Genomic DNA, 13921 nt, shown 5'->3' with positions numbered 1-13921 from the left:
AACTCACGGCTCTTTTATTTCCCGCTCAATGAAACCACGGCGCTCTACTCCGGCTGTCAGAAAACCGCTCGTTTTCGCCCCTGAAAATGTGTTTGAGCGCTGGACGGCGGCGGAAATTGCCTCCCAGCAGGAAATGGAGCAATGCCGGTTCGTGGCCTGCGACTTCTCGGGTGCCAACCTGACCGATAAGCGCTTCATTGACTGCGTGTTTGAGCGTTGTAACCTATCATTGGCTACGCTGGCGGGTGCGGGTTTGCAGAACGTGACATTTCGGGAGTGCAAGCTTTCGGGCGTGCAGTTTTCGGCCTGTCGGGATATGTGGTTTGAGGTGGAGTTTGCTCACTGTCAGCTTCCTTATGCTTCCTTCCACGGCAAGCGCATGCGCGGCGCCCGCTTCGCCAACTGCGTTCTGACGGAGGTAGATTTTTCCTACGCCGACCTCGCAGATGCTGTGTTTGCGGAGTGTAATCTGGCGGGAGCAATATTCGAGCAAACGCAGCTCACCGCCACTGATTTCACCACCGCTTCCGGCTTCCTCATCGACCCCGATACGAACGTCGTGAAGCGGGCCCGCTTTAGTCTGGAGGGTTTGCCCGGCCTGCTCAGCAAGCACGAAATCATCGTTGCTTAACGGAGAAGCGCTTGCTTGGCATACTCTTATTTCTCCACTAAAATCGTGGCGGTGCTGGGGGGCATTTTTAGCGCGATTGGCTCGCGGCTGGGGGGCATTTTCTCGATGCCAGCCGGCACAAGCTGGTCGCCGCGCAATACTACCGTGTAGCTACCAGCCGGCACCGTGACGGAAGCCGGGGCCTGGTTGCCGTTGAAAACCACCACGATATTCCGCCATGTATCGCCCCCGGCGTGGTCTCGCAGGCGGTAAGCAATGGTGCCGGGGGGCAAATTTGGCAGAAACTCTAGGTGCTGCTGTATCAGCTCGCGCGTGGGCAGCCGAAACGCCGGATGGGCGCGGCGCAAAGCCAGCAGCTCACGGTAGAACTCGTACACCGGCGCATAGCGCGCTTTGCGGCCCCAGTCAATTTGATTAACGCTGTCGGGCTGATTGAAGGAGTTGTGGGAGCCGCCTTTGGTGCGCAAAAACTCGTCGCCGATGGGCAAGAATGGGATTCCCTGCGAGGTGAACACAATGGTGTTGCTGAGGATATCCCGCTGAATCAGTTCCGCTTCCGTCGCGCCGGGGTTCGATGATTTTAGCTTGTCCCAGAGCAGCTGGTCGTCGTGGCAGGCCACGTAGTTGATGGTTTGGGCGGGCGTGCCGGCCCAGGGCACTTTGCTGTAATTAACCTTCGAATAGTCAATCTGTGGATGCTCGATGGCCGCCACAATGCCGAATTTCACGCTCTCCTCCAGCCCCGGATGCCCACTGGCAAAACCCGGCTCCGTGCGCCGCGACACGTGCCCCCGCACGCCGTCGCGCAGCTCGTCGCTGAAGGCAGCAATGCGTTCTAGGCGCTGCACGTTGGCTTTTACCGCGCGGGCCGTTTCGGGCAGAGGGCTGGGGCCCGCCGTCCAGCCTTCCCCGTACAGCAAAATACTGTGGTCCTGCTGATCGAGGGCCACGCGAATTGCCCGCATGGTTTCTATATCCAACACCCCCATGAGATCAAACCGAAACCCGTCGGCGTGATACTCGCGGGCCCAGTACGCCACCGATTCTACAATGAGCTTGCGCACCATGGGCCGCTCCGAGGCTATTTCGTTACCACAGGCAGTAGCATTGGAGTAGCTGCCATCGTCATTGTGCCGGTAATAGTAGCCGGGCACGAGCTGCTCGAAACTGGTGCGGGCCGCATCGGTAGTGTGGTTGTACACTACGTCGAGCACCAGGCGCAGGCCGCGCCGGTGCAACGCCTGTGTCACTTGTTTCAGCTCCCGGATGCGGGCGGCAGGGTCGGCGGGGTCAGTGGCGAAAGAGCCTTCGGGCACGGAGAAATGCAGCGGCTCGTAGCCCCAATTGTAGCGGTTTTCGCTTAGTGTACTTTCATCGATGGAAGCAAAGTCGTTGGTCGGCAGCAGATGGACATGGCTGATACCCAGCTCCACCAGATGATCAAGGCCTGTGCTTACGCCAGCGGGTCCTTGGGTTCCGGGCTCTGTTAGCCCCAGGTATTTGCCCTTATGCTCAATCCCCGATTTAGGGTGCATAGACAAGTCGCGCAGGTGCAACTCCCCGATTATCACGTCAGTAGGCTTGGCCAGCGTAGGACGTTGGTCATCAAGCCAACCCATGGGGTTCACCGTGGCCGGATCGAGCAAAACGCCACGCTGTCCGTTGAGCCCCACGGCATGCACATAGGGGTCAGGTACTTCGGCCATTTTTTGCCCCCCAATGGTTGCCTGCACTACATAAAAGCGGCCAGCCGGCTGCGCGGGCAATGTGAAGGTCCAGGTGCCGCTTTCGGCCTTTCGCATGGCAAAATCGACCACTGGCTCCCCTCCTATCCCGTTTGTATAAAGCTTGAGGTGCAGCGCTTCGGCCGTGGGGCCCACACCCGCAACGTGGCGCGCCCCGCTTGAAACGTAAGCCCCAGATCCGGCCCGTAGTACACTGGATAACTGGAGAAGTCGGGGAGCGTGGAGGGGGCAATAGTGGCTGGCCTTACGGCGCAGGCATTCAACAGTACTAGCACCGGCAACAGTCTAAGAAGTTTCATAGAGCTAAATCAAAGGATCTAAGTTCGGTTTTCGCTCGCATTTAGTGCGGTTGAAGCAACTGTTTCTCAACAAAAAAGCCCCCCAACACAAGGCTGGGGGGCTTTTTTGTTGCTTGAAACCTAGCAGCTTACTGATACTGAATGTACATCGGCTTTGGCGTGAGGGCCAGCACTTCTGTCGGCGTCATGATGTGATGAGGCGCGGGGCGGTTGTCGTACTCGTAGAACAACTTAAAGCCGGTGTACTGCACGGGCTCTTTCTGGATGTACGCCTTATAGGAGTCCTTCTTCAGAGTTGGGTCGCCCCAGCCGTCCATGTGCATGACAATCTGCACGCGGGGGTCGGTCTTGATGTTTTTATAGTTTGTAATCATGCCCTGGGTGAAGCGGTGCACAGTGAGCACCTTGGGGGCAAATTATTCTCGCTCACGATGCGGGCCAGAAACTTCACGGCGTAGTTCACATCCTTGGCATCGAAGGTGCCGATTTTGCGGCCGGGCTTCACGCCTTTGGTTTCCATTGCAAACTCAGGGTCGATGCCCATGTGCACGATTGGGTCCTTTAAGTAGGGCTCCAGCTTGTGCAGTTCGTTTTCTAGGTTGCTCAGGCCCACTTGCACGTCCAAGAACACGATGCAGTTGTGCTCCTTGCCCCATTGAATAACCTCCTCAATAGTGGCTTTGGAGTTCATCAGACGGTATTTACCGTCCTTACCAGGTGCAGCTTGGGCCGTGATAGTTACGTTGTGAATAGCAGGCTGCACCGGGATGCTGGGGTCAGCAGCTTGCCACTCGGCTATTACTTTATCAAACTTGCGGAACATCTGATCCTTGGGCTCGCGGCCCAGAATACCCATGCCTTTCGCCCGGATGTTGCCATAGAAAGCTACAATGCGCTTGCCGGGCAAAATGGCCCCTGGTAGCTGACCATTGGCTTTTACAATGGAGTCGGCCTTTAGCGAGTCGCGGCGCATGGCGGCCACTTTCAGCGCCATCGTGTCAATGGGAGCTGGCTTGGCTGCTTCAACCGAAGCTTTGGCGGCAGGAGTTTCTCCGTCGGAGCGGGTGCCACAGCTGGGCAATACTGACAGAGAAAAGAGGCTTAAGGTGGCGGCCACTACGGCGTGACGCGGCGAAAACGGTAACAACACTGAATAAATCTTGATTAGAAGGCCAAAACTATCTGCAAGTTAGCCCATTTCGGGCAGTTACTATTGACCTAAACGCAGAAAGGCCCCGACAAAATTCGGAGCTTTTCCAACGGTTCCTCCTTGTAATGAGCTCTACGGAGCCCCCAGATTATACTTTAGCACTTAGGCGAACCGACCAAGCTGCCAAATAAATTACTGATCGGGGCGGAGTACGGCTCGAACTGAATAGGCACCATAAAACGCACCATTACCGGCTTGCCATCCTGCTTGCCAGCCTTAAACCGTGGAAGCTGGCGGACAGCATTCAGCGCGGCTTCGTCGCAGCCTGATCCTATTCCCTTATAGACGGACGCATCTGTTACGTTGCCCTCTTTATCAATTACAAAAGCAATAATAACCCTGCCCTCTACCTTGTTTCGCACAGCCTCAGCAGGGTACTCGAGCTTACTTTGAATAAAGGCTACAATATCATTGTTGTTGCCCGTTCGAAACAGCGGCATTTCCTCTACACTGGTATAAACACGGTTAGCTGTAGGCGGTGGCGGAGGAGGGGGCGCAGGCTCAGCATCGGGAGCTGGGGGTGGCGGCGGAGGCGGGGGTGGCATTTCGGCGTTCTGTGAAGAAGCGCGCTTAGATGGAGCAACTGGCTCCGTGTGTCGCTCACAGGCGACGGTGAACGCTAGTAAAGCCACCAGCGGCAGGGCAAGCCACTGTTTCCAGCGGCGGATGGGGGAAGTTCGGTGAATCATGGCAATGCGACGTAAGGTTTGGGAATGAGAAAAGGAGTGCGCAAGCGGAATGGAGAAACCGAGGCGGGTGGCCACTTGCCGGGCCAGTAGGTGGGTGTAAGAGTGCGCAGGAGATGCAGTAACCAATGAGGCGACAGTAGCAGGGCTTAGCGCCGCCTTGTCGGCCAGATACTCGTGGGTGAGCGTAAGGGCGCGGGCGCACAGGTGCACGAATGGATTGAACCAGAGCACTGCGCGTAGCGCTTCCAGCAGCAGCCGGTCGTAGGTGTGGCCTTGCTGCACATGCGCCAGCTCGTGCTGTAGCACTTGTTGGGCTTCCGCGTCGCTTAGCGGCAACGATTCATCCCAAAACACGACCCGCCCAAATGAGCTGGTTGGCAGCCGACCACCGGTACGCACCAGCGTGTAGCCTGCCTGTTTTTCGCGCGGCAGATGACGAGTAGTCAGCCAAAGCTTGGCCAGCCCAGAAACCAGTCGCGCTAACACGATCAGCCCCCCAACTACGTAGCCCATCAATACCCACTGCAACCAATCGGGCGCAGCCTGGCTACTGGATGCGCCTACCTGAGCAGTGGGCAGCAGCACGGTTGCTATGCCCGGCACCAGCGTCGTCGGACCAGTTCCCCAGCTGCCCGGCCACTCTAGCGGAAGCAGCGGCAAACTCGCAGCTAGTAGCGGCCCGAGCACCAGAAACGCCCGGTTGTAACCAAAGCTGCGCTCACGGCGCAAAGCTATGTGGTAGCAGAGCCACCACGCGCCCAGCAGTACCGCACTGAGCATCATCCATTTAAGCAGGCTGATCGGGTCCATCTGAGTCGGGGGCAAGAGGTTGGGTGGCGTGGCGCAGCAACTCATCGAGCTGAGCGGCGTTAAGGTTTTCTTCCTTGGCAAAAAAGGACACCAGCTGCGGAAACGAATTACCAAAATAGCCCCCAGCAGCTTGCGCAGCGAGAAGCGACGGTACTCATCCTGCGCAACCAAAGCCTCATAGCGATGCGTGCGGCCGAAAGCTTCGTGCCCCACAAACCCCTTTTGCTCCAGGATGCGGATGATGGTTGAAACCGTGTTGTAAGCGGGTGAGGGCGTGGGCATTTCGGCCACCACTTCTTTCACGAAAGAGGGGCCGCGCTGCCACAGCACCTGCATCACTTGTTCTTCGGCACGGGTTAGCTCAGGGAAGGTGTGCATGGGGGGCTTTTTTGTATTGATAAATATATAACTAATAATTTAGTTGAACAACTAATATTTTAGGTGAAAGCGATTATTGCCTTTGCTTTTCGCTTGAAAGCTGACTGTGCAAGCCTCCTTCTTTTCTCGGTAGCGGCACGAAATCTTTTAAGCAGAATGGTGTTATGAAGTCAGATTGCCCCAACAACTTCCTAATGTCCTTGAAAATCAATAGCCGCCGCTTGTCCTATTTCACCTTTCTTTTCTGGCTGAGCCTGCTGGTGGCACCCGGCCCGGGCTGCACCAAAGAGCCGGCCCTAGAAGCCGCTGCGCCAACCATTCCGGCGGCACCTATTGCTCCGGCAGCAAGCAGCCGCCTACTGAGCAGCACCCTGATTGGTGAGTACACGCCGAGTACGCTGGCGGGCCGCGTGCCCGATCTGCCCATCGTCAGTGCCTTGACGCAGTATTCCATTCGGGTGTATAAGCTGACGTATACCACGCCCAATACCGATGGGCGGCCCGTGACGGCCTCAGGTGCGGTGCTTGTGCCCGTGGCTTCGCAGCCGCTGCCGCTGCTGAGCTATCAGCATGGCACTATTTCGCCCAAAGATGAAGCGCGGGCTCCCTCCTACTACCGCTCCGGCGGGGAAGTCTGGACGGCCATATCGGTGCTGGCTTCTTCGGGCTACCTGGTGGTGGCTCCCGACTATATCGGCTACGGCGCTTCCAAGAGTTTGCCGCACCCCTACGAGCACGCGGCTTCGCTGGCTTCGGCCTCACTGAATATGATGCGGGCCGCGCGGGAGTTTTGTAAGCAGGAAAAAATTCAGCTGAACGATAAGAACTTCCTGCTGGGCTACTCAGAGGGGGCTTTGCCACGCTGGCCTTGCACAAGCTGATTGAGGAGCAGCACGCCACGGAGTTTACGGTCACGGCCAGCGCGCCCGGAGCCGGAGCCTATAATAAGTCAGCCTTTGCCAACTACATTCTGAAGTCGGATAAGCCGCTGAATTTCCTCGGCTCCTATGTTTGGGTGCTGGACACTTATAATCGAGTGTACAATATCAACCGGCCCTACACCGGCTATTTCCAGGAGCCCTGGGCCTCGCAGCTGCAAGCCAATCCGTTTGCGAAAGTACCTGAACAGGCCAAAGAGCTATTTACAGAGCCTTTCCGGGCGGGTGTGCTAAACAAAACCGACCAGCCCATCACGGCCGCCTTCCGCGACAACGATATCTACGACTGGCGCCCCCGTGCTCCGCTGGCGCTTTTCCACGGCACCGCCGACGACTACGTGCCCTTTTTCAACTCCGAAAATGCCTACAAGGCCATGCGCGCCCGTGGCGCTACGCAGGTAGAACTACATCCCATCAAAGACGGCAACCACTTTTCCGCCGTGCCCCAATACACGCTGGAGGCGCTGGCCTTTTTTGGCGAGTTTCAGGAGATCAACTAACCTGCATCCGCTTTGCGAGTAGCAAAGCAACATCGCTAGTGGCTGTTCATCACGGAAGCTTGCCACTTCCAATTTGATTGCACCAAAAAGCCCCCCAGCCTTTCGTAAGAACGACGCTGGGGGGCTTTTTTGAGGATATGTCCGTGTCTGTCTGTGTCGGGAACCAGCGCTTCAAGCCGAAGGAGCTTGATGGCTTTTGGCGAAGGCTTGGCGCAGCCAGACGCCCGCCAAGGCAGCCAGTCCGCCAACCAATCCGCCCAGCACAGCCGTCACCAGCACCAGCAGCCAGCCGCTGCCACCCAGCGGAATCAGCTCGGCTACGCGGTGGCTGAGGTGGCCTTCATTCTGAATATTTAGCCAGCCGGCCAGCACCAGCCACCCCAGCCCAACCCCAGCAAAACCGGCTAAAAAAGCCCCCAACTCCTGCGGCCTATCATAAAAGCCAACACGAGAGCTATAGGCGTGATAATCCACCACGGGAGCACCAGCTGAGCGGCGGCAGCTACAAGAAGAATGAGCAGGAATAGCTTTAGAGAACTGTTCATAAAAGAATGCGTGAGGCAACCGTGGCTGGTTAGGAAGCTGGCGGCAAGCTAGAAACTATCTGCGCTAATCTAACCGTCATGCAGCGCGAAGCACCTCGCTTGCAGTCGTAGCCACGGTAATTGTCATGCGGAGCTTGTCGAAGCATCTCTACTGATTAGTAGAATCAACAAAGCGGTAGAGATGCTTCGACAAGCTCCGCATGACATTCTTCTTGGTTGAGTTTAGTAATCCTGATAAACACGCGAGATGCTTCGCGCTGCTCTGCATGACATTCTTTGATAAGGCAAAGGCCACGATGGGCGCCCTAGTTACTTAAAAGCTGCCTGCTTTCGGTGCCGGCTACCCGTTTGCGCAAGCCCCTCATTTTCCAAAATTCGGTTTTGACCTCTCACCGAACCCTTTCTGGTGTTGCATTCGTTTTGCTTCTACCTTTAGAACCGGATGCCCACCCCTTCTTTCGATCCTTCTCAACTCACCCGCGACCATGTGCTGCGCGCGCTCCGGCACATCGACCGGCAAGGGCTGAATTTGCCCCCAGCACCGTCTATGACTTGGTGTATCGGGGCCGGCGCTACCCGCCCCGGCCGGTGGCCCAGCTCGCTTACCGCTTAGCCACTGGCCAGACCGATGCCAAGTGGCCCCTGCCCGCCGGTGGCCCCACCAACGGCCTGCTCGAGCATCTCGATTTCACCGTTGCCACCAAGCGCCCAAGTCTGGCTAATTCGCCCCTTGACGGCGACGTAGCGGCCCAGCAGGCCATGCAGGATTTGTACACCGGCCGGCCCAGCGACTCAGCCCCCATGGAAAAGGCGAAAGGACAGAGAATGGACGTACAGGAGCCGGTTTCCGGCTACAATTTGCCCCCCACAGAATCCTACGACCGCGCTACGGCCTTGCAGGAGTTGTTTATCTCCGAGCAAAAGCTCGATGACACGCTATCGGCCTTGCGGCGGCGCCGCAATATTATTTTATATGGTCCGCCCGGCACGGGCAAAACCTTTCTGGCCCGACGCCTGGCCTGGCTGGAGCTAGGCTCCACGGATGTTACCCGCGTGGAGCTGGTCCAGTTTCATCCCAGCTACAGCTACGAGGATTTTGTGCAGGGATTCCGGCCCGATGCGCAGGGCAATTTTCGGCTGACGCTGGGCGTGCTGCTGGAGTTTTGCCACCGCGCTGCCCAGGAGCCCGACAAGCCTTATTTTCTGCTGATTGATGAAATCAATCGGGGCAATGTGAGTCGGATTTTTGGGGAGCTTTTTCTGTTGCTGGAAGCCGACAAGCGCGGTCCCGCCCACGCGGTGCGCCTGCCTTATTCGCCCCCCCATGTGCCCCGGTTTTTCGTACCCGAAAACCTGTACGTCATTGGCACCATGAACACCGCCGACCGCTCCTTGGCCCCGCTGGATTATGCCCTGCGGCGCCGGTTTGCGTTCGTGAAAATGCAGCCGGAATTTGGCGCGCCTTTACAAAGCTTTCTGGCCCAAAAAAGGGTGCCGGCCGCTGTCATTACACGGCTTGTGACGCGGCTCACGGAACTTAACCAAGCCATCAGCGACGACCCCGATCTGGGCGAAGATTTCCAGCTGGGCCACAGCTATTTCTGTCAGCCGCCACCTGACTCTGCCGCCGCTGATAGTTGGCTGACGCTTATTCTGGAGCAGGAAATTGCGCCGCTGCTGGATGAATACTGGCTGGACCAGCCCGCAAAAGCAGCGGCCCATAAAAAGCGACTGTTGCGGTAGCCTCATTCGTCATATGATTCCGATTCCGATTCAGAACCTCTACTATCTGCTCTGCTACGCTTGGAACCGTTTGCCCGAGCAGGAGGAATGGCTGACTTCGGAAGCGACGGCGTTTCATCGGCCGGTGGAGCTGCTGGGGCGAGTGCTGCTCATGGGCACCCGCCGACTGTTGAGCCAGGGGCTGCGGCAGACCTATGTGGCGCGGGAGGAAGAGCTGGACGAGCTGCGCGGGCGCGTGTTGCTGGATGCTTCCCTGTCGCGCGACTTACTGCGGCGGGGCCGGGCCGTGTGCGCTTATGATGAGCTGAGGCCCGATACGCCTTTTATCCGGCTGCTGCTGGGAGCAGTAGATCAGGTAATCAGAGCACGGCAAGTGTCCGCTGATTTGCGCCAGGAGCTGCGCGCCCTGCGGCGCCGTTTCCCCACCGATTTGCCCCCCACCTCGCTGAGCAGCCACGCGCTGCGGGCTGTGCGTCGCTCTCGGCCAACTGGCCACGAAGCCTTATTGTTGAATGTGTGTGAGCTTCTGCACCGCAGCGCCCTCCCTGAGCCCGCCGCCGATGGCCGCACACGCTTCGTCGATTTTCGGCGCGATGAACGGCTGATGGCCCAGGTTTTTGAGGCGTTTGTGCGCAACTTCTACCGCCTAGAGCAGCGCCGGTTTCGGGTGCTGTCAGAAACGATAAGCTGGCAAGCCGCCGCCGATGAGCCCGAAGACCTGAGCCTCCTGCCCGCTATGATTACCGATACCACGCTGGAGTCTGCGGAGCGCAAAATCATCCTCGACACCAAATACTACCGCGCCGCCCTGCGTCCGCGCTACGACCGGCAGCGGCTTATCTCGCCCCATCTGTATCAGCTGTACGCTTACCTGCAGAACCAAGATTTGCCCCCCACGCAGCAGCTGGAAGGTATTCTGCTCTACCCCGCCGCCACCCGCGAGGTTGACTTGCGCTACACCCTCGGCGCTCACCCCGTCCGCGTCGTGACCCTGGATTTAAATCAGCCCTGGTCTGGTATTGCCACTGATTTGCTGAAGCTGATTGAATAAAGAATCGGCTGCAATACCAGCCCGTCATGCAGAGCGGTAGCGAAGCATCTCGCGTGCTGACGTGAGGTTTGTAATCTTACTAAACACGCCAGATGCTTCGCTACCGCTCTGCATGACAGCTTTTTTAAGTGCACTTTAGACAACGCCCCAATGCAGCCCTGGGGGGCATTCTTTGTCATTGAAATTGAGTTTCTCCCGATTTCTCTCTAAACTTAACTCTCCTCTCATCTTCCCAAAACCTTACCCTCTTGAAAAGACGTGATTTTGTAGGACTCTCGGCCCTGGCGGCGGGGGCTGTGTTCCTGCCCAACTTCCCCGGTTTCGGTGGCACTCTGGTTAGCCCGGAGCGGTTGCTTGAATCAGTAATGGATGCCGCAGTGAACAAGCGCTTAGCCGATGCGGCGCTCAATGCGGCTAAGTCAGCTGGTGCTTCGTATGCCGATGTGCGCATTGGCCGGTATCTAAACCAAAGCATTTTCACCCGCGAAAAGCAGGTGCAGAACATTGCCAGCGGTGAGAGTTTTGGCGCCGGCGTGCGCGTGCTCGCCAACGGCACCTGGGGCTTTGCCGCTACTAACACGGTGACGGAAGCCGGCCTGGCCAAAGCTGCTCAGCTAGCGGTACAGATTGCCAAAGCCAACTCCAAAGTGCAGAAAGAGCAGGTGAAGCTGGCGCCCGTAAAAGGCGTTGGCGATGTGACCTGGAAAACGCCGATTCAGCAGAATGCCTTTCAGGTACCCATTGCCCAGAAAGTAGACTTGCTGCTCGCTGCCAACGCCAAGGCCCTGGACAACGGCGCCAACTTCGTGAACTCGGCGCTTTTTCAGATAAACGAGCAGAAGTACTTTGCCTCGACTGATGGCTCTTACATTGACCAGGATGTGCACCGTATCTGGCCCACATTCGACGTAACGGCCATCGACCGCGCCTCGGGCAAATTCCGGACGCGGCAGGCCCTGAGCGCCCCCATGGGCATGGGCTACGAATACATGACTCCTAAGGCTGCTGGCAAGATTGCTGGTCCTGCCGGCACCGGTCTTATCGGCTACAAAGACAGCTACGATATTCTGGAGGATGCTGCCTTGGCTGCCAAGCAGGCCAAGGAGAAAATTACTGCTAAGTCGGTAGTACCGGGCAAGTATGATCTGGTGCTCGACCCGAACCACCTGGGCCTGACCATCCACGAAAGCGTAGGTCACCCCACGGAGCTCGACCGCGTGCTGGGCTACGAAGCCAACTATGCTGGCACTTCCTTCGCTACCCTGGAGTGGCGCGCCAAGAAGCAGCCCTACGGCTCCAAGCTGGTGAATATCGTGGCCGATAAGCTACAGCCCGGTTCCTTGGGTGCCGTTGGCTACGATGATGAAGGTGTGAAGACCAAGAAGTGGGATATCATCAAGGACGGGATACTGGTTGACTATCAGAAAACCCGCGACCAGGCCGCGATGGTGGGCCAGAATGAATCGGACGGTTGCAGCTATGGCGACTCTTGGAGCTCAGTGCAGTTCCAACGCATGCCGAACATCAGCCTGCAGCCCGGCAAAACGAAGCTCTCGGTAGATGAGATGATTAAGAACGTGGACAAAGGCATTTATATCGCCGGTCGTGGTTCCTTCTCTATCGACCAGCAGCGCTACAACTCGCAGTTTGGCGGCACGGTGTTCTATGCCATCAACAAGGGCAAGATTGACGGCATGCTGGAAGACGTAGCTTACCAGACTAATACGTTGGAATTCTGGAACAGCTGCGCCGCCATCTGCGATGAGTCGGACTACCGCCTGTTCGGGTCATTCTTCGATGGCAAAGGTCAGCCTTCGCAGGTGTCAGCCGTGAGCCACGGCAGCGCTACCACGCGCTTTAACGGTGTCAACGTCATCAACACGGCCCGCAAAATCGGGTAATGATTGTCTCTATTCCTGGGGGGCAAATTCACACATAAATAAATCAGTACAACCACATATAATGGCCATACTTTCCAAAGAAGAAGCTCAGGCTATCCTGACCAAGGTGTTGAGCTACAGCAAAGCCGATGAGTGTGAAGTCACGCTCAACGGCACAACGGGCGGCAACGTGCGCTCGGCGCGTAATGCTATTTCGACCGCCGGTGCTGTTGATAACGTGTCGCTGGCCGTGGAGTCGCGGTTTGGCAAACGCTCGGGCGTAGCTACCTGCAACGAGTTCGACGAAGCCACGCTGCGCCGCTGCGTGCAGCGGGCCGAAGAAATTGCCCGCCTTGCTCCTGAAAGCCCTGAGTACGTTCCATTTCTGGGTGCCCAGAAATATATGGCTCCGTCGCCCGCCGCATTTGTCGCCGCTACCGCCAACATTACCCCCGACTACCGCGCCCAGCAAACCGCCGCCAGCATGAAGCTGTGCGAGCAGAAGAAGCTAAGCTCCGCTGGCTTCCTGAATGACGAGGCTGGCTTCATTGCCAAGCGCAACAGCAAAGGCCTCGAAGCTTACCAGCAGCTCACCAACCTAGAGTATTCCGTAACGGTACGCACGCCCGACGGTACCGGCTCGGGCTACGCCACCGCCGACTACAACGACGCCAGCAAGTTCGACGCCGCCCGCCTCACCCAGATTGCCGCCGATAAGGCCTCGGCCTCGGTAGGTGCCAAAGCCATTGAGCCCGGCAAGTACACCGTTATTCTGGAGCCTGCTGCGCTGGTAGCCAACACCGATGCATCCCTTCTTGCCGCTTTGATGAACGCCCTCGACGCACGTAACGCTGATGAAGGCCGCTCTTTCCTGAGCAAAAAAGGTGGTGGAAATAAGAAAGGCGAAAAGCTGTTTGATGAGCGCGTCACTATCTACTCCGACCCGCTGAACGCTGAGATTCCAACCCTCACCTTCTCCGGTGACGGCCGCCCTCAGCAGAAAATGACTTGGATCGAGAAAGGCGTAGTAAAAAACCTCTACACTTCCCGCTTCTGGGCCCAGAAATCGGGTGTGCCTGATATTCCTCGCCCCAGCGGCTGGATTATGGAAGGCGGCACGCAGTCGGTGCAGGACATGATTAAGGGTACCGAAAAAGGCATCTTGGTAACGCGCTTGTGGTATATCCGCCCCGTTGATCCGCAGACGCTCTTGTACACGGGCCTGACGCGCGACGGTACCTTCTACATCGAGAACGGCAAGATCAAGCATCCGGTGAAGAACTTCCGCTTCAATGAGTCGCCCATTATTATGCTCAACAACCTGGAGGCTATCGGTAAGCCCCAGCGCGTGGGGGGCAATTTGGTGCCGCCGTTGAAGATTCGCGACTTCACCTTCACCAGCTTGTCGGACGCTGTTTAGCGATTGGTCACTACGAAACCCGTCGGGCTTGTCCGGCGGGTTTTGTACTTAAATTCTACTCCTCACTCAAACTTCTACTTTC

General features: G+C 57.3%; 13 protein-coding genes and 1 pseudogene. 8 read left to right on the top strand and 6 right to left on the bottom strand.

Going from position 1 to position 13921, the window contains the following annotated elements; genetic code table 11:
* The first annotated feature begins 28 nt into the window (after positions 1-28).
* On the top strand, positions 29-631 hold the full coding sequence (locus H9L05_RS08255; protein ID WP_187733752.1) for a pentapeptide repeat-containing protein: 603 nt from the start codon (positions 29-31) through the stop codon (positions 629-631).
* Positions 632-657: 26 nt separating this feature from the next.
* On the opposite strand, the gene pulA is transcribed toward H9L05_RS08255, so the two are convergent.
* From pulA to H9L05_RS08235, 5 genes and pseudogenes are all read right to left on the bottom strand, one after another.
* Complete coding sequence (gene pulA / locus H9L05_RS08250) at positions 658-2511, bottom strand: type I pullulanase (RefSeq protein WP_187733751.1); 1854 nt, start codon at positions 2509-2511, stop codon at positions 658-660.
* A gap of 292 nt (positions 2512-2803) precedes the next feature.
* Positions 2804-3049: a hypothetical protein gene (locus H9L05_RS23400; RefSeq protein WP_223284818.1), complete on the bottom strand. Its 246-nt coding sequence runs from the start codon at positions 3047-3049 to the stop codon at positions 2804-2806.
* Complete coding sequence (locus tag H9L05_RS08245) at positions 3046-3792, bottom strand: hypothetical protein (protein ID WP_223284817.1); 747 nt, start codon at positions 3790-3792, stop codon at positions 3046-3048. The genes H9L05_RS23400 and H9L05_RS08245 overlap by 4 nt, the downstream gene beginning before the upstream one ends.
* A 188-nt stretch (positions 3793-3980) precedes the next feature.
* Positions 3981-5354: a TonB family protein gene (locus H9L05_RS08240; RefSeq protein ID WP_394368490.1), complete on the bottom strand. Its 1374-nt coding sequence runs from the start codon at positions 5352-5354 to the stop codon at positions 3981-3983.
* 7 nt (positions 5355-5361) lie between these two features.
* Positions 5362-5762, bottom strand: a pseudogene (locus H9L05_RS08235) (BlaI/MecI/CopY family transcriptional regulator).
* Positions 5763-5962: 200 nt separating this feature from the next.
* Between H9L05_RS08235 and H9L05_RS08230 the strand changes: the two are divergent.
* Positions 5963-6643 carry an alpha/beta hydrolase gene (locus tag H9L05_RS08230; RefSeq protein ID WP_187733749.1) on the top strand — a complete coding sequence of 227 codons (681 nt, stop codon included), beginning with the start codon at positions 5963-5965 and terminating at the stop codon, positions 6641-6643.
* Entirely contained in the window at positions 6631-7200 is a 570-nt protein-coding gene (locus tag H9L05_RS08225; protein ID WP_187733748.1) for an alpha/beta hydrolase family protein, read from the top strand. Before H9L05_RS08230 ends, H9L05_RS08225 begins: the two co-directional genes overlap by 13 nt.
* A gap of 171 nt (positions 7201-7371) precedes the next feature.
* Here H9L05_RS08225 and H9L05_RS08220 read toward each other — a convergent pair whose 3' ends face one another.
* Positions 7372-7677, bottom strand: a complete 306-nt coding sequence (locus tag H9L05_RS08220; RefSeq protein WP_187733747.1) for a hypothetical protein — start codon at positions 7675-7677, stop codon at positions 7372-7374.
* A gap of 510 nt (positions 7678-8187) precedes the next feature.
* Here H9L05_RS08220 and H9L05_RS08215 point away from each other — a divergent pair.
* The 5 genes from H9L05_RS08215 to H9L05_RS08195 all read left to right on the top strand — a co-directional run bounded on the left by H9L05_RS08215 (position 8188) and on the right by H9L05_RS08195 (position 13839).
* The gene (locus H9L05_RS08215) at positions 8188-8358 is read left to right on the top strand and encodes a hypothetical protein (RefSeq protein ID WP_187733746.1); all 171 of its coding nucleotides are present in this window, start codon (positions 8188-8190) and stop codon (positions 8356-8358) included.
* Complete coding sequence (locus H9L05_RS08210; RefSeq protein ID WP_187733745.1) at positions 8334-9488, top strand: AAA family ATPase; 1155 nt, start codon at positions 8334-8336, stop codon at positions 9486-9488. Before H9L05_RS08215 ends, H9L05_RS08210 begins: the two co-directional genes overlap by 25 nt.
* Positions 9489-9501: 13 nt before the next feature.
* Positions 9502-10539 carry a 5-methylcytosine restriction system specificity protein McrC gene (locus tag H9L05_RS08205; RefSeq protein WP_187733744.1) on the top strand — a complete coding sequence of 346 codons (1038 nt, stop codon included), beginning with the start codon at positions 9502-9504 and terminating at the stop codon, positions 10537-10539.
* Positions 10540-10787: 248 nt separating this feature from the next.
* Complete coding sequence (locus H9L05_RS08200; protein WP_187733743.1) at positions 10788-12440, top strand: TldD/PmbA family protein; 1653 nt, start codon at positions 10788-10790, stop codon at positions 12438-12440.
* Positions 12441-12501: 61 nt separating this feature from the next.
* A complete protein-coding gene (locus tag H9L05_RS08195) occupies positions 12502-13839 on the top strand; it encodes a TldD/PmbA family protein (protein WP_187733742.1) in 1338 nt (445 codons plus the stop codon).
* The last annotated feature ends 82 nt before the right edge of the window (positions 13840-13921 follow it).

The sequence above is a fragment of the Hymenobacter qilianensis genome (assembly GCF_014489555.1).
Taxonomy (GTDB): Bacteria; Bacteroidota; Bacteroidia; order Cytophagales; family Hymenobacteraceae; genus Hymenobacter; species Hymenobacter qilianensis.
This window is presented reverse-complemented; position numbering and strand designations above follow the sequence as displayed.